Here is a 20,934-nt window from a genome sequence, read left to right as displayed (position 1 = left end):
TTCGCAGCCCAACGGGGGCAAGCCCCCTCGCCACAGGGTATTTGCAGTGCCCAAGAGAGTATTTGCAGTGCCCAAGAGAATGTTGGCAATGCCAAAGAATGAGGACGCAATGAAATGAGCGAACAAACCGCCAACGACAACTATCAAGGCGTGTGGGGTCAGCGCATCGGGTTTGGGCAGAAGGCTGCGTTGCTGATGATCGATTTCATGCGCGGCTACACCACCGAAGGCGCGCCGCTGTACGCCCCTGGCGTGGTCAGTGCCGTGGCTCAAAGCGTCGAGTTGCTGGCCAGCGCCCGGCACCATGGCATCCCGGTGGTGCACACCAATATCCGCTACCATCCCGGCCATTTTGCTGACGGTGGGATCTGGGTGAAGAAGGCGCCGGTGATGAAGGACATGGTCGAGGGCAACCCTCTGGCGGCGTTTTGCGAAGAGGTGCTGCCGCAGGCCGATGAAGTGGTGATCAGCAAACAGTACGCCAGCGCGTTTTTCGGCAGCAGCCTGGCCTCGATGCTGCACGCCCAAGGGATCGACACCGTGGTGCTGGCCGGTTGCTCCACCAGCGGCTGCATTCGGGCGACGGCGGTGGACGCGGTGCAACACGGCTTCCGCACCATCGTCGTGCGCGAATGTGTCGGCGACCGCCACCCGGCGCCCCACGAAGCCAACCTGTTCGACATCGACAGCAAGTACGGCGATGTCGTCAGCAAACAGGAGGCGATTGCCCACTTCAAAACAATGTAATGCGTGCGACAAGAACCCGCGCCGGTTAGAGCGCTGGTCTTGTCGGGTTTGAAAGGGACAACGGCCACACAGTCAAGACCTCCAGTCGAACACTGTCCTGTGGCGAGCGAGCTTGCTCGCGCTGGGTTGCGAAGCAGCCCCAAAATGGTGGTCGCACCGATTGATTTTGCGAGTGCTGCGCACTCGAGCGGGAGCAAGCTCCCTCGCCACAAAAACAGTGCATGACGGAAGATTGTCTGGCTGGTATCGGGCCTGCCAAACCCAAACGAAAAAAACTGAGCCCAACTCGCCCACGAGCGAGCGCCCAGTCTTCTGTCACTGCCTTTGGACGCCGCTTTCAGCGCGCCAAAGCGCTGGAAAAAGCGGCTGTATAAAAACCATAAGTCACCGCCAGGAGACATCCGATGCCCATTGCGAACGCAGCACCCGCGACCACGGTCGCCGACCCGATTCAAGCGCTGTACCACAAGATCACCTGGAAGCTGATTCCCTTCCTGTGTTTCTGCTACCTGGCCGCGTACCTCGACCGGATCAACATCGGCTTCGCCAAACTGCAGATGCTCGATCAACTGCATTTCAGCGAAACCGCGTTCGGCCTCGGCGCCGGGCTGTTTTTTGTCGGCTACATCCTGTTCGAAGTGCCGAGCAACCTGGTGCTGGAGAAAGTCGGGGCGAAGATCTGGATCGCCCGGATCATGATTACTTGGGGCCTGCTCTCGGCCTGCACCATGCTCGTGACCTCCACCACTCAGTTCTACGTTCTGCGGTTTTTGCTCGGTGCCGCCGAAGCCGGTTTCCTGCCCGGAGTCCTGTATTACTTGACCACCTGGTTCCCGACCTATCGACGCGGGCGCATCATCGCGCTGTTCATGATCGGTTTGCCGTTGTCCAGCGTGATTGGCGGGCCGCTGTCGGGTTGGGTGATGAGCCATTTCGACACCCTCGGCGGTTTGCACGGCTGGCAATGGCTGTTCCTGATCGAAGCGGTGCCCAGCGTATTGCTCGGCATCCTGACCTTCTGGGCGCTGCCGAACAGCTATCAACAAGCCAAGTGGCTCAACGAGGACGAGAAAGCCCTGCTGGCACAGGAGCTGCGTGCCGACGAGGCCGGTGCCAGCGATAGCAAGCACAGCTTTCGCGACGGCTTCTTCAACCTGAAAGTGTGGATGCTCGGCGGCATCGACTTCTCGATCCTGCTCAGCGCCTACGCCATGGGTTTCTGGATGCCGACCTTTATCCGCAACGCCGGGATCGTCGACACCTTCCACATCGGCATTCTCACCGCATTGCCGAGCGTCGCCGCGCTGCTGGGGATGCTGCTGATTGGCGCCAGTTCCGACAAACACCGCGAACGCCGCTGGCACATCATCGTGCCGTTCCTGGTCGGTGCGGCGGCCATGGCCACGGCGCCGTTCTTTGTGCACAACGTGGTGGCGACCGTGGCGCTGTTCGCCATTGCCTCGGCGGCGATCATTGGTGCGGTGCCGGTGTTCTTCAGCCTGCCGGCGACGTTTCTCAAAGGCACGGCGGCGGCGACCGGGTTTGCCCTCGCCTGTTCGTTGGCGAACATTGCCGGGTTGGTGAGCAATTCGCTGATGGGCGTGGCGATTGATGTCACGGGCAGCAGCGCCGGGGCGCTGTGGTTCTTTGCCGGGTGTTTGATTCTCAGCAGTTTCCTGGTCATCGCGTTGCCGGCCAAATTGGTTAACCGCTAACCCCTCGGCCCCGTAGGAGCAAAGCTTGCTCGCGATGGCGATTTCACCGACGCCATCGCGGGCAAGCCTTGCTCCTACAGGTGTTCACTTCCAACCTATCAGGTGTGTCCCTCATGCAAGGTTTGATCAAACGCTGTGCCCTGCTCGTCGCCGCCGGCCTGTGTGCCGGGTCCCTGCAAGCGGCGGAAAAAGTCATCTTCGACACCGACTTCAACGTGCTCAACGATGACGGCCAGGCCTTCATCATGCTCGCCCAGTTGCACGCGCAAAAACGCATCGACCTGCTCGGCATGACCCTGGTCAGCGGCAACGCCTGGGTCGATCAGGAGCAGGTCGACGCGCTCAAGGCTGTCGAGCGCATGGGCGTGGACAAAGAGGTCGGGGTGTATTCCGGCGCGGCGTATCCGCTGCTGCATGACTTCGCCACGTATCCGCAGGAGCAGGCGCTGTTCGGCGCTGGTTGGCCGGGGGCGTTCAAAGCCGCTCGCCCTACAAACGCCGCGCAACTGGTCGCGCCGCCGGATGGCCTGGCGACCCACACCACATTGCGCAAGGAAACCGCCGCGCAGTTCATCGTCGACAGCGTGCGCGCCAACCCCCATGAAGTGACGCTGCTGGCGGTCGGGCCGCTGACCAACATTGCGCTGGCGATCCGTTCCGCGCCGGACATCGTGCCGCTGATCAAACGCATCGTGTACATGGGCGGCGCGATCGAGATCCCGGGCAACACCACACCGGCCGCCGAGTTCAACTGGTGGTTCGACCCCGAGGCGGCGAAGATCGTCCTGCGTTCGCCCATCGAACACGTGATTTTCCCCAACGATGTCTGCGAGAAAGTCACCTTCGATGCTGCGGTGTACAAACGGGTGATCGCCAAACCGGGCCCCATTGCCGACCTGTACAAGCATGAATTCGGCGCGCTGTTCGACAAGGATCCGGCCTATCACAGCTTCACTTGGGACAGCCTGCCAGCGCTGTTCCTGGTACAACCGGACATCGTCACCGAGTCCCGGGATTTGTGGGTGGATGTGGACGCGCAGTTCGGCGCCGACTACGGCCGGGCCCTTGGCTACAAGAAGAGCCCGCCGGTGGGCACGCAAAAAGCCAAGGTGGTATTCGCCATCGACCAGAAGCAATTCTGGGACGGCTACGTCAACCTCGTGACTTTGCCGACACCGGTCAAGATGAACAAGTGACAGCCCGCAGCGAACCCCTCACAGTGAGCGTGGTCGCACAGGTGAGCCGCCGGATAATCTTCAACGGCGGTTCAGTCCCTTTTTCTGTCGAGAGCCTTTAGATGCGCAGACTCCTTGCCCTGTCCCTGCTGTTGCTGTCCCTGAGCGCCTGCGCGCTGTTCCCCAATCGCGATCCGCTGAACATCAACGTGGTCGGCATCGAACCGCTGCAAAGTCAGGACCTGGAAGTGCGCTTCGCGGTGAAGATCCGCGTGCAGAACCCGAACGAAACCGCGATCGACTACAACGGCGTGGCCCTGGACCTGGAAGTCAACGGCCGGCCATTGGCCTCGGGCGTCAGCGATCAATCAGGCACGATCCCGCGCTTTTCCGAAGCCGTGCTGACCGTGCCGGTGAGCGTCTCGGCCTTCTCTGTATTGCGCCAGACCCTGGGCCTGAGCCAGACGCAAACCCTCGACAACCTGCCCTACGTACTGCGCGGCAAACTGGCCGGTGGCTTGTTTGGCACCATGCGTTTTGTCGATACCGGCAAGTTGAGTTTTCCAGGGTCCGCCGCTGCAACCTGGTAACCCCGCCCCCTTTGGTAGGAGCGAGGCTTGCCCGCGAAGGCGGAGTGTCATCCAACATAGATGTCGACTGACACACCGCCTTCGCGGGCAAGCCTCGCTCCTACAGGGATGCCGCAACCGAAAGATATGCGGTGAAGCGCACACAGGGTTTGTGGCAACCGAGGATTATGCGGTGAAGCGCACGCCGGGTTTGGCGCGCTCATCCACGCTCAGCTCGAACACATCCGGCCGCGCATAGTGCCCCACCACGTCGAAGTCGTAACGCGCACGGATCAGTTCGTCGGTGTCGATTTCAGCGGTCAGCAAACCCGGCCCGCCCCGCAGCGGCCCGGCCAGAATGTCGCCCATCGGCCCGACGATCACACTGCCACCGGCTATCAACGGTCGATCCGCCGGCCAGTTGGCAATGTCCACGCCCAAGGCTTGCGGCGAGTCCTGCACCTGACAGGCACTGACCACAAAGCACCGGCCCTCATGGGCGATGTGGCGCATGCTGACCTGCCACATCTCGCGTTCATCCACGGTCGGTGCACACCACACTTCGACGCCTTTGGCGTACATCGCGGTGCGCAGCAACGGCATCATGTTTTCCCAGCACACCACGGCGCCGAGGCGCCCGACCTGGCTGTCGATCACCGACAACGTCGAGCCATCGCCCTTGCCCCAGATCAGCCGTTCGGTGCCGGTCGGCATCAGTTTGCGGTGTTTGGCGACCAGCCCGGCCGCAGGGTCGAAGTACAACGCGGTGCAATGCAAGGTGCTGCCCGCGCGTTCGATCACGCCGATGACCAGATTGGCCCCGGTGCGCGCCGACAACCCGGCCAAGGCTTCGGTCTCGACGCCCGGCACGTCGATGGCGTTGGCGAAGTACCGCGCAAACGCCTCGCGCCCCTCCGGCAGGCGATAGCCCAATTGCGTACCGAACGCTTCACCTTTGGGATAGCCGCCCAGCAAAGCTTCTGGCATGACCACCAGCGCGGCGCCGGACTCGATGATGGGGTTTTCCCAGGACAGGATCTGTTCCAGGGTTTCGCCCTTGCCACCGGGCAAGGCGCCGATTTGCAGGGCAGCAACGATGGACTTGGACATGGCGATAACTCCGAAGGTAATGAGGTGTTGCTCATTCTCGGTCGCCACCGGATCATGAATAAAGCCCCGTTCGCTGCTGAATGATATGAACACCATGAATATCGCCACCATCGATCTCAACCTGCTCAAAGTCTTCGAAGCCTTGCACGAAGAGTCCAGCGCCAGCCGTGCCGCGCTGCGCCTGGGCGTCACGCAATCGGCGGTCAGCGCGGCATTGCGCCGGCTGCGGGAGGTGTATGGCGATCAATTGTTCGTGCGCACCGGACGTGGCTTGGCGCCGACGCTCAAGGCCAATCAGCTCAAACCGGTGGTCAGCGATGCGCTGAACAAATGCCGACAGAGCCTGGCCATGGTCGACCCGGCGGCGGGTCACTACGAAGGTCGTTCGGTCACCGTGGGGCTGTCGGATGACTTCGAGATCGCCTACGGGCGGCGGCTGATTGACGAGATCGCCCGCGCCGCGCCAAAACTGCGGTTGATCTTCCGCCAAACCCACAGCCAGATCGTGGCCCAGGCCTTGATGGAACGCAGCATCGACCTGGCAATCACGGCGGGCGGTTTTGCCGAGCGCTTGCTCAGCCGGCAGGTGCTGGGCGAAGGGGGTTATCTGTGCCTGGTGGACCCGATCAGCCTGGCGCCAGGGCAGCAGGCCCTCCGCCTGGAGGAATTCGTCGCGCGGGAGCACATTCTGGTGTCGTCGGGCGGTTTTATCGGGATCACCGATGAGGGGCTGGCGGCGCTGGGCTTGAGTCGGCGGGTGTGCGCCTCGACCACACACTTTGCGGCGTTGCCGCATCTGCTCAAGGGCAGTCAGGCAGTGGCGACCATTCCGGCCCACGCCGCGCAAAGCATCGCGGCACTCAGCGGTCTGACGCTACTGCCCTGCCCGCTGGCGTTGCCGCGTTACCCCATCGAACTGGGCTGGCGCACCAGCGCGCAACTGGATCCGGTGGTGTTGAAAGTGCGTGAGGCGATTGTGGCGAGCTTTGTGTAAAGGACACCCCCCCTCGTAGGAGCGAGGCTTGCCCGCGAAGGCGTCATTTCATCCAACATCGACGTCCAATGACACACCGCCTTCGCGGGCAAGCCTCGCTCCTACAGGGTGGGGGTCAACCTGGAATTATTTGGCGGCCATCAGGCGATTGACTTCACTGCGCACCATGTTGGCGTATTCCGGCGGCGACAGGAGGTCGAGCTCGGAGCGAACCCATTCAGCCCATTTGCCTTTGCGCTTGGCCCGTTCACCGAATAACCGCGCCGCTTCGCCTTTGGACTTGCCCAGGTTGCTTTGCCAGAGGTCGAACAGACGGGATTTTTCGTCTTCAAGCGCAGCGCGCTCGGCAAGGGGTTTGTCGGCCAGATTGAAGCTCATGGGAAATACCTGCGGCGTAAATAGGCGACATCTTACACCGTAGGAGGAAATCTCCGACCCTGGATTTTTCCTCAGGGTGGAGCCTGCACACAAAATGAGTGCAACTTTTTCAATCGCCCGAGACTCCATTGTTCACTGCCCACTTACCCGCAAGGAGTTACTCAATGGCCCGCAAAACAGCCGTACAAAACGCCGCAGACCAAATCAAGGATCAGGCATTCAGTGAGCTTCAGGCGCTGATCGAAGAATCGGACAAGCTGCTCAAAAGCAGTGCGTCGCTGGTGGGCGAGGAAGCCGATACCCTGCGCGGACAAGTCGCCCAGAAGCTGCAACAGGCGCTGGAATCAGTGACCAGCGTGCGCGAACGCACCAAACCGGCGGTCGACGCCACTGAAACCTATATCGGTGGCCACCCGTGGCAGACCGTGGCGATTTCTGCCGGTTTCGGCCTGGTGGTCGGGTTGTTGCTCGGTCGTCGTTGATCGGTTCTGCATAAAAAAGGCGAGCTTGATGCTCGCCTTTTTTGCTCCACAAGGCTCAGAGCCCAGCCAATTCCCGCAAATTCGCCAAAACATCCGCCTCCAACTCGATCCCCCCAGCCGCTGATTTGGCACGCTGGTGATGCCGCCGATCCCCCGGCAAACGCTTCAACCCCACGCCATGCATCTGCCGCACCAGTTCCTGGCTGCGTTCGGCGAAGTTCTGCCCGGCGGCCTTGCTCGGGTCGATCACGATCAGCAGTTGCCCGGTCCACGGCGTCTTCGCCCCCGGGTGGTTCGACCAATCGAATTCGAAAGAAAAATTGCCGCCGGTCAACGCCGCGGCCAGCAACTCCACCATCATCGACAACGCCGAGCCCTTGTGCCCGCCAAACGGCAGCAACGCACCGCCCTCGAGAATCGCTTTCGGATCCTGGGTCGGCTGGCCCAGGCTGTCCACACCCATGCCCGGCGACAGGCGCTCGCCCTTGCGCGCGGCGATCTGCACGTCGCCATGGGCAATGGCGCTGGTGGCCAGGTCGAACACGATGGGATCGCCATCCGCCCGTGGCGCGGCGAAAGCAATCGGGTTGGTGCCGAACAGTGGACGATCGGCGCCGTGGGGCACCACGCACGTCATGCTGTTGACCACGCTCAGGGCCACCAGGCCTTCATAGGCGAACGGTTCGACGTCCGGCCACAGCGCAGCGAAGTGATGGGAGTTGCGGATTGCCAGCACGGCAATCCCGGCGCTGCGGGCTTTTTCCACCAGCAATGCACGGGCGGCGGCCAGGGCCGGTTGGGCGAAGCCACCGCCGGCATCGACGCGGACAAAGCCCGAGGCCACGTCTTCAACCACCGGCACCGCCTGGCCATTGACCCAGCCGCTGTTGAGCGTCGACACATAACCGGGAATGCGGAACACGCCGTGGCTGTGGGCGCCGTCGCGTTCGGCGCCGGCGCAGTTCAGGGCCAGTGTGTTGGCGACCTCGGCCGAGGTGCCGTGGCGCAGGAAGATGTGTTCGAGCAATTGAACGAGTGAATTGAAGTCCAGGGTTTGCGTGTTCGAAGAGGCGGGTGTTGCGGTCATCTGAGGCTCCAGTTTTATTATTGAGTGCGGGCTACAGGCTGAAACGGGTTGCGCGGCAACCCAAAAAACATGGCCGATTAAGCGCTGTTGCGCAGGGTGCCTGTCAAGCCTCGAAACTTCGAATACCTCAGCAATATGTACCGCACACCCGCCGTGCCCCAGCCTTAACGTTTTTCCTCCACCCCATCGAGGAAAAACCATGACCTCTGCCCCGCTCCCCTATTACTTCAATGAGGCCGAACTGGCGGCGAACGCCAAGCAGCCGGGCGATCGTGAAAAGGCGCTGAACTTCACCATCGATGACCTCCAGTGGCTGAAGGCTGTTTACCTGCCGACCGACGCGGCGCGAGTGGCCCACTCGCCGGCAATGCACGTCCATCAGTTGCTGCTGACCCCGGATACCGGCCAGGCGATCATCCTGGCCGGGGCCTTTTCCATGGCCAAGCCCGGCAACGGCGAAGCAACCCTCTATACGCCCTGGAAAGGCCTGATCAAATTCGCCGACAGCGGCGACCTCAAGACCACCCTCGAACGCTGGTTGACCGAGGACGCCGGCAAACGGGAGTTGCTGCGCTACCTGTCCATCCAGCAGCGCAGCTTCGTACTGGGCGCCAGGCAGCTGAAAGTTTCCACGCAAGCGATTGACGGCGCGGTATTCCAGGATCAACAAACCGTCATCGAGGGTAATCAACAGCAGAACCTCGCGACGATGCTGGCCGAGCTGATCAAATTCCCGACCCTGCGCACCCTGCTCGACACCGTGCTGAAAAACGCCCTGACCCGGCATTTCCCGGCGCTGGACCAGCGACAAACCCGCCTGGACAGCTTCGCCTGTGGCGTCGACAGCCAGGCCTTCCAGCGCAGATTATCGTCGCTGTCACTGGCCGAGGCGGTGTTGCATTACTACCTGAACAACCGCTGGCCGGAGGGCGATGCGCGGATATTTGTCCACCCGTCCCATGGGGTGAGCAGCAACGCCGATAACCAGGCCTGGGAAGTGGCCTTGAAGGAAATCGCGCAAAGCCTGACGCCGCACCTGCGCAGCCTGATCGAGAGCTTCTGGAACAGCCCCATGAATCAGGGCCTGTCCCGCCTGGACTTTTTTGCCGAGGGCCTGCGCGACACCTATTGCGTCGACCTGCTGCTCAAGCGCCAGCAAGGCGTGCTGACGGCCCTGGAGTATCAGCGCCTGATGGCGGTGAGCCTGGCCGGGACCGACGGTTTACCGGCATCGAGCGATCCGGTGCGGGTCGAAAAAGTCCGCGTCACCGAACCCCTCAAGCATTACGTCGAACTGGCCTCGACCTTGTTGATCGGCACGGGCGCCACCAGCGCATTTCTCTACACCCAGGCACACGGCGTGGAGAGCAGCGGCGACCTTGGACAGATCAAGCACACCTTGTTGAACATGATGAACACCGAGGGCCATGTCGACACCCTGTTCAACTTTCTGGCCCTCGAGGAGCGTGGTTTGTTTCTGTCCCAGGAGCCTCAACGCCGGACGATTGTCGGCGCGCCGATCAGCGGCCAGGTGTTCGCGCAGTTGATGGCGGATGTGGTCGCCAAGCAATTGCAGAACCTGACCTACGCCTTGAGTCGTTTGCGTGAAAGCGCCGGCGTGCTTGATCCCCATGCCTTGCTCGACAGTGCGCTGGATGTGCGCGCCCTGCTCGACAAACGGCTGCTGTCCATCGACGCCAACGGACGCTGGAGTACTCGCGCGGACCTGCGCTGGAGTGCGCAGCCGGCCACGGTGCGCGCCGATTCCGCCAAGCAGCAATTGGCCCTGTTGGGCAGTGTCGAGCACGCGCTGGATCAGCAACTGGAAAAACACCCGATCATCGCCAGCACTGTCACCACCCTCGCACAGGCGCAGGATACTGTGGGCGCCTCGCTGGAACTGCTCAAACCCAAGTTTGCCCATACGTTGTCGACCGCGTTGCGCAGTGAACTGAAACTGCGCGGCCTGGCGCACTCCCTGGGCACCGCAGAGCAAGCCATTATCCAGACCGTGCTTGACACGCCTGTACGCCTGCAGCGTGCCGCGTTGAACGGTTTTCTGCCGGATGCCTTCAGCCTGGCGCTCAAGGCCGACAACGCCGACGAACTGCTGAAACTGGCCAGTTGCTTTGTACTGACCGAACGCGGAGGCCTGGACCCGGACCACTCCGGGCACGCCATTTTGTGGACCCCGGCCCTGGGGTTTGAAACCTTTGCTTCATTGACGCCGATGCTGACCGAGCTCAATCGACGCTTGCTCAGCGAGTTTGAACGCCCCGCCCTGCTGGAAAACCTCGAGCGCAGCCAACGCGCCTCCGGCCGCACGTTCACCCTGGCGCCGCTGCAACTGATTCATGAAGATTTTCTCCAACACCTGCAAAAGCCCCACGTGCGCCTGGATAAAACTTCAGTCGAGAGCGTGCTGGCGTCGACGCTACCGGCCAAGCACCGGGCCGACCTGTTGAGCCTGCTCGCCCTGGGCGTGCCAAAGACCGGCCTGCAACGGGCCACGGAAATTGCCCAGACCCTGATCACCCGGCAAAAAATCCCGGCATGGCTGGCCAACGCCTCCCTTGAAGACCAGATACTGCACACCGAACTGCTGGCGCAGTACCTGAACAACGTCAAGGAGGACAAGGATTACCTGTCCGGCATTCGCTCCCTGGAACGCACCGCGCACCATGAGCTGCACAAGCAGCTGCGGGCCGACCAGCACGATATCGACCCGGACACAATCGAGATCCAGATCAACGCCAGCGCCACCGCTGCCGCCCTGTCGCAACGCTTGCCGGCCTTTGCCCTGACTCACTTGCAAGACCTGGCCAACCTCGGTTTCAAACCGGTGTCGCTGACCCGCACGGCGCTGCCGGCGGCGATCAACGAAAGCTACATCAAAAACCTGATACGCCAGCTCAAGCCTGGCGAGCATCAGCGCACCGCCCTGACCCACGCCTTCGCCGACAACCAGGCCGACGTCGCCGCCCGCAAACAGCGCTTCAGCCGCCAATTGCCCTGGCAACTGTTGTACTACGCCCACTCGCAGAAGCTGCAGGAACGCCTGAGCGAAAGCGGCTTCGAGCTGATTCGGCAGGTCATGGACATGCCCGACTCCGTGGCGCGGGAGGCGGTCGAAGGTACCAACGCCATCATCCGCCCCCTTGAGCTGCTGGGGGCCAGGAACGAAGCGGCGATCAAAGTGCCGGGGGTTTATCTGATCGGGCCTAAAACGGGGGCCCGCGGACCGCAGATCCTGTTGGCGCCCTACAGCCCCGGGCACGGGGTGAAAGAGTATGAAAACGAAAGCGCCCTGCTGACCGAGCTGAAAACCGGCGGCGCGTTGCAACACTGGGTGCTCAACAGCCTGGCCCCGCCCGATCAGGCCCGGGGCAAGAGCCGACTGACCGCCACGGCCGGCGCATCGGCCAACGCCAGCCTCGCGTCCAACCCGATCAAAGGGTCGTTGTTCAAACAGTTGTTCAGTGACAATGCCCACTTGCTGGCCAGGTTGTTGGGCTGTCAATCGGACACCAATACCCACAGCGAATGGACCACCATCAAACACGTCCTGGGCGAAGACCTGAACCGGGCGTTGACCTTTCTGTCGGGCAAACTGGCTTACCCGATCACCGTGTGGCACAGCTACCGTGACATCAAGGATTCGGCCGAAGCCCTGCAAGCACACAAATGGGGTTCAGCCGCCAAGGCGTTTATCAATGGCATGGCGCAACTGGCGATGTTGCGCAGTTCCATGGCGAGTGACGAGCCCTCGGCCCCGGACACCGGCGCCGCGACCACCACCGCGTGGCAACGCATCGACACCACGGCCCCCGAGCGCACCCGTTTGCAACGCCACGAATGCACGGACATCGACCTGAGCACACTGGCGCGGGACAGCACAGTGGGACTCTACAGCGATGCCGCCAGCACGCAAAAATACGCGCCCATCGACGGCAAGGTGTTCCCGGTGCAGAAGCGTGGCAACCGCTGGATCATCCGTAGCAACAATGTCGACGGGCCTTATGCGCTGCAAAACGCCGAGAAAAAATGGGTGCTGGATGTGGACGCCCAGACACCGCGCTACAGCCTGCTCAGGCGGTTCAAGACCTGGGACACGTTGCGCAACGGCATGAATGTCGAAGCCGACGGCATGGCGGACATTCGCCAGTTGTTTCCGGTCCGGGCGCGCGTCATCGATGAAGCTCTGGACCTGGCGACAACCTACGCCTGGAACAGTGTGCGCAATCTCCAACTGTTGAAAACCGGCACCACGGAAACCACGCCCGTCCATCAACTGATCCAGGAGTTTCTGGGTGTGCCGGCGGTGTTGCCCGAGCACGCGTCGGCGATTGAGAAAGTCGTCCAAGACGTCTTCGGGGCCTTGCTGGAGCCGTCGCTCAGGCAAGAGAAATCCCGGCGCTTTGTCATCGGCAAGGCCATGGACGACCCGGAAAATATCTTTGCGTTCGCGATTCCAGCGGATCAGCGAAACAAGATCTACCTCGCGGAGAAGTTCTTTTTTCCCAAGTTCGATTACTACCGCAACTATTTGACCGACCCGGCGTTCCCGATCAGCACCCATGCCCGTGCGGCAACGTTGATCCATGAGCTGTCGCATATCGTCAACAAATCCGAAGACATCGCGTACCTGGACGCCACGCGGCCGTTTATCGATCTGATCGAAACCTCAAGCGCCCGCGCCCGATCGCTTAAAAGTGCACTGCAGACGCTTCAGAGCAAGGCACTGTCGAAGCAGTCGTCCCTGGTGGAACTGTTCACCTTGTTCAATGCCGATGACGGGACTTGGGAAGATTTTGGCAATACGACCTACGAGTACACCGACCGGCCATTGGCCCATGTCTTGAAACTGACCGGGCAAAAGACCTTGAGCGATGCAAGGAAGGTATTTATGAGGGATGCCTCGGCGAGGCTGGCGGTACAACTGGGCAATGCCGATTCGGTGACCTGGCTGATCACCCACCTGGGGCGGCAACTGCACACCAGCACGCCATAAAACAGTGATCGGGGCACTGTGATGACAGTGCCCCGACAGGTTTAGTCTTTCTGGTCGCGCAGGATGTTGCCGGAGGCGCCATCAATGCGGAACTCGTAGACCACGCCATCGGCCTTGCGGCCCTCGCCTTTCCAGTAACCGTTGTTGTCGGCTTCGATTTCGTAGACCTCGACGTAACCGGCCTTGGTCTTCGCGGTTTCGATGGCCTTCTCGATGGTGATCCAGCCTGCGCCCGGGCGATCGGCCAATGCAGCGCCAGCGCTGAACAGACAGGCGGTGGCAATCAGGGCGGCGAAGGTTCTTTTGATCATTTTTTCACTCCATTTGTGGATAGTAGGCGTCAAGCGTCCTGGTTTTTGGGCGTCAGCGGGGAAAATAAGTTCCACTTTGATGGGTAATTGCCATGACGGATGTTCTCGGCACCTCGCCCGCAAGGTTAGAATGCAGCCAATCAGGATGAGTCAATGACCGAACACACCTTCTCGGAAGCCGAATACGACGCCATCACCGATGCCGCTGCGCACTGGTGCATGCGTCTGCACGCCATCGACTGCACCGCCGAGGAGCGCCAGGCGTTCGAACAATGGCGCGACGCTCATCCGCTGCATGCCTTCGAGTTCGAAGCCATGCTGGAAATCTGGGAGGTCGCGGGCGATTTGCCGCACCCTGAGTCCGCCGAGCCCCTGCTGCCCAACCAACGTGCCACCTCCTGGCGCCGCTACGGCATCACCGCGGCTGTCTGCGCCCTGGCGCTGCCGCTGGCGGCGTACAGCGGCTGGAACCTCGGCTGGCTGCCCAATGCCTATCAGCACTTCGAAGCCAGTGACACGGTGCGTCATGTCACCCTGAACGACGGCAGCCAGGTGGAGCTGAACCTGGGCAGTGAACTGACCTTCAGCAATTACAAGGATGAGCGTCGGGTCACGTTGAAAAAGGGTGAAGCGTTCTTCAGTGTCACCCACGACATGACCCACCCTTTCATCGTCAAGGCCGCCGAAGGCCGGATTCGGGTAACGGGCACTAAATTCAACGTGTGGCTGTATGAAGATCAGGTGCGGGTGAACCTGATCGAAGGCTCGGTGCTGGTCACCAGCAACGACGCCCTGGCCGGCGACGGCTTGCGCCTGGGGCCAGCGATGCAGGCCCGCTTTCGCCACGGCGACTACATGCCGCAGATCAGCCAGACCTACGCCAACGACAACGCCCTGGCCTGGCGCAGCGGCAAACTGGTGCTCGACGACTTACCCCTGAGCGAGGCCTTGCCGCTGATCAACCGTTACCTGGCCAAACCGGTGATGGTGGCCGATAACAGCACCGCGTCGATCCGCATCGGCGGCATCTACAACATCAAGGAACTCAACAACCTGGTGGCGTCCCTGCCCCGGGTATTGCCGGTGTACCTGACTCGCAACGAGAACGGCAACCCGGTGCTCAATTCGATTCCGCAGCAGGCACCAAAAAGCTGAAGGCCGCGTCCCTTTGGGGAGGCGGCCTTCGTGTTGGCTACAACTTGTCGCGCGGTGTTTATTGCGCCGCTATCTTCCCGGCTTTTTCATCCGACTCGCGCAGCGTCTGCACCTGATACTGCGGATCAGCCTTAATCTGCTGCTCGGTGAACGGCAACACACTCAACTGCTTCTTCGAGAACGCCTGCGTCTGGTCCCGGGCGTATTTCGATGCCGGGTCACTGGACAACGAGAACGCCAGCAATCCCTGGGCGTGCGGACCTTTGTCATCGAAGGTCACGATTTGCAGGTAACTGGTGCCGCTGACCACTTCCAGTTTGCCGTCGGTTCTCGGGACGCTCTGGATCGCGTTATAGATCCCCAATGTGCCCGGCCCGCCGTGGATCGACGTTTGTTGTCCGCCGCTGCTGACCACCTGAATGTCGCCCCAGCGGCTGTCCGGCTTGAGTCCCATATGGGCGGTCCGTTCCACGGACGCGAGCATCGCCTCGCGGATGGCTTTGGCAACGTCTGGTCGTTCGAAAGCCAATCCCCGCGGGGTGTGTTGCGCGTCTTTCGGATCGAAGACCACACGCCAGACGTCAGGTAAAAGCTGCAACGACTCCATGACGATATTGAAATGCACCAGGCCCAGCCCGCTGTCCAGATTCGCCCGGCCATCCCACGCCTTCAGGCTGGCGCACACCGGTGCGAGTGTCGCGGCATCCGCCCCCAGATCCGTGCTACAGAAGTTCAGCAGGTCCGGCATGACCTGTGCCACCAGATACACCTGATCATCCATCACCATCCGTTGCAGATCCGCCGCCGCCACCGGCCCGGCCTTGGCCAGCGAGCCCAGGCGATCCAGGGCAAAACGCGAGCGCAACCCCAACGGCTGGCTGTCCTGGCTGATCAGTGGCGAGAAACCGGTGAGCGGTTGCGCCGGGTTGGCCAGCCAGGCGGAATCGTTGGAATGCTGCACAAAGTCTTTGCGCAGCAGCTGCGGCAACTGGTCCGCCGCGTAAATGCCCTGTTGCGCGGCCTTCGGGTCGATGTCCCAGGCGCAGGCACTGTTGGAACCATCGAGCACGATCATCTGCAACCCGGCGCGCGGATCGCTGCACTTGGCCAGTTTGTCAGCATTGACGTTCGGCACCACCGACAGGTTCATGTACAGCGTCTGCCCCTGATCATCCGCCGCCAGGGTGTTGACCCACGGGATGCCCTGGATCTTGTGCACCGAGGCCTGCAATTCCTTGAGGCTGGTGGCGCGATTCATCGCGTACCACTGCTGCAGGACGCGATCGTTGTCCAGGTTGGCATCGCGCAGGCTGTAGGCGAACTGATTGTCCCAATCGAGCTTGCCCGGCCACTGCACCACGGGGCCGAACACTGAGCTGTAGACCACGTGGGACACCGCTTTGACCTGGCCGTCCGGCTGTTTCACGTTGACCGTCAGCGTCTGTTTATCCAGCGGCAACGACTTGCCATCCAGCAGGTAACGGGTGGAATTCTTGGGGTCCAGTTGCAGGCGATACAAGGTGAAATGCTTGGACGAATCCACCGTGTGGGTCCACGCCAGGTGCTGATTGAACCCGATGTTGATCATCGGCAGACCGGGCAACGCCGCGCCCATCACGTCCAGTTTGCCGGGAATGGTCAGGTGCATCTGGTAGAAGCGCATCCCGCCGACCCAAGGGAAATGCGGGTTGGCCAGCAGCATGCCGCGACCGTTGAACGAGCGTTCGCTGCCAATCGCCACCGCGTTGCTGCCGCGATCCAGGGCAAAGCGTTGCTGGCGCTCGGCGGCCGCCAGGAACGACTGCGCCCCCGCCCCCGCCGCCGCTTGGGCGACGCTCGCTGGCGGCGTCGCGCCGGCCAGTGCTTCGGCAAACTGCCCGACCCCGCCTTCGACCAGCAGGCGCCGCGTGAGCTTCACCAGGTCCTGCGCGGCAATCGGGCGAACCCAGTCACCCTCGCATTGAGCCGGCAAACCCTGGGCCTGGCGCTCGGCCAGCGAGCGGTTGTAACCCGCCACGTAACCGTCGATCAGCTCCTTGACTTGCGGGGTTTGTGCCCGCCAGAAACCGGCCACCGCCTGGGGCGTATTCAGCCAGTTGAAAAACAGGTCGCTGGCCAGGTTGGCGCGTTCTTCGAGGGTGAACTGTTCCGGGCCGAAATACTTCGAGCGCTCGCCGTTGACGGTGACGATCTCGTTGGCCATCAGGCACAGGTTGTCCTGGGCGTAGGCGTAGCCGATGCCGTAACCGAGCCCGCGTTCGTTCTCGGCACGAATGTGCGGCACGCCGAAACTGGTGCGCCGAATATCCACGGCCGAAGATTCCGGTGCACTGCGGGCGCTGGCCGCAAGGCTCAACCCCAGCATCACACCTGCAAGACTCAACCGGGTTAACTGCCTGCTAATAATCACGCTCGCTCCTGATGGACATGGCCCTGAAAAATCACATCCGGCGTACAACACGGAATGTGCCTGGCCTTAGGAACGAAAAAAACATCAGGGAATTTAGGCGGCGCGACGATCATCGGCGGCCGTATCACATGGCGCTCACGTGGCCTCGACAAATTTTCTACATCAACGTCTTCATGATTTGCCGTGCTCGTCCGTCTTAATGATTGAGAGCACCCTCATTTTTTTCCTGATCAGGCTCTGAAAAGGAGTTTTTGCATGTACAACTCGCAACTGCCAACGGACGGTAGCCATGCGCCAAAGAGCGTTTCCATGAGCCACGGCTCCGGGATCTTTGAACGAGCCGATCGCCACGGAAACGAACGAATCCGGGTACTGCTCAAGAGCTTTGGCCTGAGAACCAGCCTGATTCGCCTTAAAGTCATCGACGCCCTGCTCAGCGCCGCCGAAAGCGAACGCAACCTGGGCGTGCGCGGCGTGCACACGCATTTGCTGGACCTGGATATTCCCCTGTCCTTCCTGAGTGTGCGGGAGGTGTTGAAGCGGCTATGCAGCGAGGGCGTGATCACGCTCAATCCGGACAAGAGCTATAGCCTGCATCCGCAGGCCATTGCCATTCTCTACAGCGAATCGGCCTCGCACGCTTCGCTCAAGGCTTGACCTTGCGGCGCATCACGCCATTGACGATGACCACGATCACGGCCACGCCGATGGCGATGTACTGGAACAGCTTCTCGCTGATGATCCCTGCATTTTGCAGATAGGAAAGGCCGAACATGATCCCCAGGACGACCAGGGAGATCAGAATCGAGTATTTCAAACGTTGCGACTGGGTCATTGCGGGTTCCTGAAACTTGAAATGTATCCGGTTTGTATCCGCTTGCATGCCAAGCCCCTACCTTCTGGCGGGGATGAACAGGCGCAAACGAAGTCTCATGTTACAGCCGATGAAGAGTTTTGGCTTCATTGCGGCGCTAACCATGAGGATTCTGAAATGCTTCGTCGAATCACACTGCTGATTCCCCTGATCGCTCTCCTGTCCCTGAGCGGCTGTATCATTTTTCCCCACGGAGGCTGGCATGGCGACCACCACTATGATCGTGGCGGACCAGGTTATTACCAACACCGCTAGTTCGACCCGTTAGAAAATATTCACTTCTTTTTAATCAATCCTGAACAAATGCCCGCCCTGCTGCGGGCATTTTTCGTTTATTAATCTCTCAACTTTTTTTGAAACTTAGGATCCACACTCGCGCCGTTCATTAGTTCATTACGAATAATTGAAATACATGGCAAACCCTTGAAACTATAAGTCTCAATCGCGCACTAGAGCGAATATCGTTAGATGATTACTCTCGATATAACGCAACACGCGTTACAACTTGAACTTTACAGTATCGACAAGGACATCATGCACACTTCATCAACTAACCGGAGACGCTTCCAACTGACCGGCTTTTGCCTGGCTGTCGCTGTTTTCGAACTACTGACCTATATGGCCAGCGATTTGATCATGCCCGCCATGCTGACCGTCACCGAACAATTGAACACCCGTCCTGAATATGTCCCGTATGCATTCACCCTGTATTTGACCGGCGGTGTGCTGTTGCAGTGGCTGATCGGCCCGCTGTCCGATCACTACGGGCGTCGTCCGCTGCTGCTGATCGGCAGTGCGCTATTTGCCCTGGCCTGTGGCGCGACGTACTGGGTGCAGGGGATCGGAGCATTCAACGGCTTGCGCCTGATCCAGGGCATGGGCCTGGGCTTTGTCATCGCCGTCAGTTATCCCGCCTTGCAGGAAGTGTTCTGCGAGGCCGATGCGGTGCGGATCATGGCGTGGCTGGGGAACATTGCCCTGCTCTCGCCACTGCTGGGGCCTTTGTTCGGCAGCTTGTTATTGCAATGGCTGTCGTGGCGAGAGCTGTTTTTATTGCTCGGCATCGCCGCCCTGGCGGTCTGGGTCAGCTTGTATGTCTTCATTCCGCGAACCTTGGGCGGCGCAGCCACCGACAAGCCCTTCGACGTGCGCGCCACCGTGCGCCGCTACGGCGTGTTGTTGCGCAACCGGGGGTTTGTGCTGTCGTCCGTCGCCCTGGGGCTGATGAGCTTGCCGCTGATTGCCTGGATCGGCCTGTCGCCGTTGTTGTTAATCCAGGGTCAGGGCCTGTCAGTCCTGCACTACGGGCTCTGGCAGATCCCGGTGTTCGGCGCGGTCATTCTCGGCAACCTGCTGCTCGACCGCTTGATTACCGGATCGGCCCTGCCACAACTGGTGCGCTATGCACTCTGGCCGTTTTGCGCCGGGCTCGCGGCACTCCTGATCGTTGGCTTTTACGGGGCGTCGACCGGGTTACTGGTCGGGTGCCTGGCGATCTACGCCGTCGGCCTGGGCATGAGCAATGCCGCGCTGTACCGCTTGGCGCTGTTTTCCAGCGAGGACAGCAAGGGACTGGTGTCGGCCATGATCGGCATGTTGTCCATCTCGATCATGGGCGGCGTCGGGTCACTGATTGCGGCGCTCGGGGCCGGTGACAGCCTGGAGTCGTTCGCCTTGATCGCCGCTACGGCGGGGCTGCTGTGCCTGGTGCCTTTGCACGCATTTCTACGACGGTGCCACCCCTCGGTCGCCGTCTGAATCAAACAATCAAAAAAGGAATTTCGATGATTCATCTTCCCAACACCGACGCGTTGTGCGCGCTGGTGCAACCTTACGACCTGGAGGCTGTACCGCCGGGTTTGTTCGATCGCGCCATGGCTGAAACCAGCCTGTTTCATTGCCACCATACCCCCGGCTACGAACGTTGGCTGCACAGCCACGGCCTGGATGCCCAGGCTCTGGACACCCTGGAGGACTGGTCGCGCCTGCCGCCGATCTTCGCCAGTTTTTTCAAACAACAGCTGCTATTGAGCCCCACCGCTGAGGGCGCGCTGGAACTGACCTCGTCCGGCACCTCCGGCCAGAAGAGCCGCATGCGCTATGACGATCGCAGCATGGCCGCCGCCCAAGGCATGGTCACACGGATTTTCCAGCAGTACGGCTGGGACACCCCGGACACCCCGTGCAACTATTTGCTGCTCAGCTATGAACCCGAGCCTGACAACCGCCTGGGTACCGCTTACACCGATCAATTTCTGTGTCGTTATGCGCCCGCCAACCGAGTCGTCTATGCCCTGCGGCGCACCGGCGATGGTCACGAGTTCGACCTGTTCGGCGTGATCCGCGCCTTGCAGGCGTTCGCCGAAGAACAGCTCCCCGTGCGCATTTTCGGTTTTCCGGCGTTCCTCTGGCAGACGCTGCAACGCATGCAGGCGACGGGCCTGGCGCCGCTGGATTTGCCTGCCGGGTCATTGGTGTTTCTCGGCGGCGGCTGGAAAAACCACGCCGCGCAGGAGATTTCCCGGGCTCGACTCTATGAACGGATCGGGCAGCAACTGGGCATCGAACCGGCCCGCTGCCGCGACGGCTACGGCGCGGTCGAGCACGCGGTGCCCTATATCGAATGTGCCCATCATCATTTCCATGTACCGGTTTACTCGAAGGTTTTCGTGCGCAATCCAGCTGACTTCAGCGTCCAGCCCTATGGCCAAAGCGGCCTGCTGAACTTCGTATCACCTTATATTTCGTCGAGCCCGGCCCATGCCGTGGTCATGAGCGACCTGGCCACCTTGTACCCCGGCGCAACCTGCGGATGCGGCCTGGCCACTGACTGGTTCCAGTTGCATGGACGTGCCGGCACCAGCCCCGGCCGTAGCTGCGCCATGGCCGCCGCCGAACTGCTCGGGAGGGCTTGAG

17 protein-coding genes are annotated in these 20,934 nt (G+C 61.1%); 11 read left to right on the top strand and 6 right to left on the bottom strand.

Annotation, left to right across the window (positions count from 1 at the left end):
• Positions 1 to 114 precede the first annotated feature (114 nt).
• From ACZ89E_RS06020 to ACZ89E_RS06005, 4 genes are all read left to right on the top strand, one after another.
• Positions 115 to 747 (top strand): N-carbamoylsarcosine amidohydrolase, encoded by a 633-nt coding sequence (locus ACZ89E_RS06020; protein ID WP_149661573.1) that lies wholly within the window; start codon positions 115 to 117, stop codon positions 745 to 747.
• A 404-nt stretch (positions 748 to 1,151) separates the two neighbouring features.
• The gene (locus ACZ89E_RS06015) at positions 1,152 to 2,462 is read left to right on the top strand and encodes an MFS transporter (RefSeq protein ID WP_476255111.1); all 1,311 of its coding nucleotides are present in this window, start codon (positions 1,152 to 1,154) and stop codon (positions 2,460 to 2,462) included.
• A gap of 113 nt (positions 2,463 to 2,575) precedes the next feature.
• Entirely contained in the window at positions 2,576 to 3,658 is a 1,083-nt protein-coding gene (locus ACZ89E_RS06010) for a nucleoside hydrolase (protein WP_149662282.1), read from the top strand.
• A 101-nt stretch (positions 3,659 to 3,759) separates the two neighbouring features.
• On the top strand, positions 3,760 to 4,227 hold the full coding sequence (locus ACZ89E_RS06005; RefSeq protein WP_149662281.1) for an LEA/WHy family protein: 468 nt from the start codon (positions 3,760 to 3,762) through the stop codon (positions 4,225 to 4,227).
• 165 nt (positions 4,228 to 4,392) lie between these two features.
• Here the strand turns inward: ACZ89E_RS06005 and ACZ89E_RS06000 are convergent, their stop codons facing one another.
• Positions 4,393 to 5,316 (bottom strand): carbon-nitrogen hydrolase family protein, encoded by a 924-nt coding sequence (locus tag ACZ89E_RS06000; RefSeq protein WP_476257021.1) that lies wholly within the window; start codon positions 5,314 to 5,316, stop codon positions 4,393 to 4,395.
• An 85-nt stretch (positions 5,317 to 5,401) separates the two neighbouring features.
• On the opposite strand from ACZ89E_RS06000, the gene ACZ89E_RS05995 reads away from it, so the two are divergent.
• Positions 5,402 to 6,310 (top strand): LysR family transcriptional regulator, encoded by a 909-nt coding sequence (locus ACZ89E_RS05995; RefSeq protein WP_476255110.1) that lies wholly within the window; start codon positions 5,402 to 5,404, stop codon positions 6,308 to 6,310.
• A gap of 126 nt (positions 6,311 to 6,436) precedes the next feature.
• On the opposite strand, the gene ACZ89E_RS05990 is transcribed toward ACZ89E_RS05995, so the two are convergent.
• Positions 6,437 to 6,688, bottom strand: coding sequence for a hypothetical protein (locus ACZ89E_RS05990; protein WP_054046380.1), 252 nt, complete (start codon positions 6,686 to 6,688; stop codon positions 6,437 to 6,439).
• A gap of 164 nt (positions 6,689 to 6,852) precedes the next feature.
• On the opposite strand from ACZ89E_RS05990, the gene ACZ89E_RS05985 reads away from it, so the two are divergent.
• Positions 6,853 to 7,170 (top strand): ElaB/YgaM/YqjD family protein, encoded by a 318-nt coding sequence (locus tag ACZ89E_RS05985; protein ID WP_149661434.1) that lies wholly within the window; start codon positions 6,853 to 6,855, stop codon positions 7,168 to 7,170.
• A 55-nt stretch (positions 7,171 to 7,225) separates the two neighbouring features.
• Here ACZ89E_RS05985 and ACZ89E_RS05980 read toward each other — a convergent pair whose 3' ends face one another.
• The gene (locus ACZ89E_RS05980; protein ID WP_476255109.1) at positions 7,226 to 8,257 is read right to left on the bottom strand and encodes an Ldh family oxidoreductase; all 1,032 of its coding nucleotides are present in this window, start codon (positions 8,255 to 8,257) and stop codon (positions 7,226 to 7,228) included.
• A gap of 199 nt (positions 8,258 to 8,456) precedes the next feature.
• On the opposite strand from ACZ89E_RS05980, the gene ACZ89E_RS05975 reads away from it, so the two are divergent.
• Positions 8,457 to 13,268, top strand: a complete 4,812-nt coding sequence (locus ACZ89E_RS05975) for a dermonecrotic toxin domain-containing protein (protein WP_476255108.1) — start codon at positions 8,457 to 8,459, stop codon at positions 13,266 to 13,268.
• Between the two features lie 41 nt (positions 13,269 to 13,309).
• Here the strand turns inward: ACZ89E_RS05975 and ACZ89E_RS05970 are convergent, their stop codons facing one another.
• Entirely contained in the window at positions 13,310 to 13,579 is a 270-nt protein-coding gene (locus ACZ89E_RS05970; RefSeq protein WP_149661436.1) for a PepSY domain-containing protein, read from the bottom strand.
• Positions 13,580 to 13,732: 153 nt separating this feature from the next.
• On the opposite strand from ACZ89E_RS05970, the gene ACZ89E_RS05965 reads away from it, so the two are divergent.
• Entirely contained in the window at positions 13,733 to 14,734 is a 1,002-nt protein-coding gene (locus ACZ89E_RS05965) for a FecR family protein (RefSeq protein WP_476255107.1), read from the top strand.
• A gap of 58 nt (positions 14,735 to 14,792) precedes the next feature.
• Here the strand turns inward: ACZ89E_RS05965 and pvdQ are convergent, their stop codons facing one another.
• Positions 14,793 to 17,144 (bottom strand): bifunctional acylase PvdQ, encoded by a 2,352-nt coding sequence (pvdQ, locus tag ACZ89E_RS05960; RefSeq protein ID WP_476255106.1) that lies wholly within the window; start codon positions 17,142 to 17,144, stop codon positions 14,793 to 14,795.
• A gap of 255 nt (positions 17,145 to 17,399) precedes the next feature.
• On the opposite strand from pvdQ, the gene ACZ89E_RS05955 reads away from it, so the two are divergent.
• The gene (locus ACZ89E_RS05955) at positions 17,400 to 17,801 is read left to right on the top strand and encodes a fe2+ zn2+ uptake regulation protein (RefSeq protein ID WP_149661439.1); all 402 of its coding nucleotides are present in this window, start codon (positions 17,400 to 17,402) and stop codon (positions 17,799 to 17,801) included.
• Here the strand turns inward: ACZ89E_RS05955 and ACZ89E_RS05950 are convergent.
• A complete protein-coding gene (locus ACZ89E_RS05950) occupies positions 17,791 to 17,979 on the bottom strand; it encodes a hypothetical protein (protein ID WP_149661440.1) in 189 nt (62 codons plus the stop codon). The genes ACZ89E_RS05955 and ACZ89E_RS05950 overlap by 11 nt on opposite strands.
• Positions 17,980 to 18,552: 573 nt before the next feature.
• Here ACZ89E_RS05950 and ACZ89E_RS05945 point away from each other — a divergent pair.
• Together ACZ89E_RS05945 and ACZ89E_RS05940 are read left to right on the top strand one after the other, a co-directional pair.
• Positions 18,553 to 19,776 (top strand): MFS transporter, encoded by a 1,224-nt coding sequence (locus ACZ89E_RS05945; protein ID WP_476255105.1) that lies wholly within the window; start codon positions 18,553 to 18,555, stop codon positions 19,774 to 19,776.
• Positions 19,777 to 19,802: 26 nt separating this feature from the next.
• Positions 19,803 to 20,933: a LuxE/PaaK family acyltransferase gene (locus tag ACZ89E_RS05940; RefSeq protein ID WP_476255104.1), complete on the top strand. Its 1,131-nt coding sequence runs from the start codon at positions 19,803 to 19,805 to the stop codon at positions 20,931 to 20,933.
• Position 20,934: the final 1 nt, after the last annotated feature.

The organism is Pseudomonas sp. TE3899, from assembly GCF_056279105.1.
The sequence above is the reverse complement of the archived record's forward strand: the minus strand, read 5'-3'. Positions and strand labels throughout refer to the sequence as shown.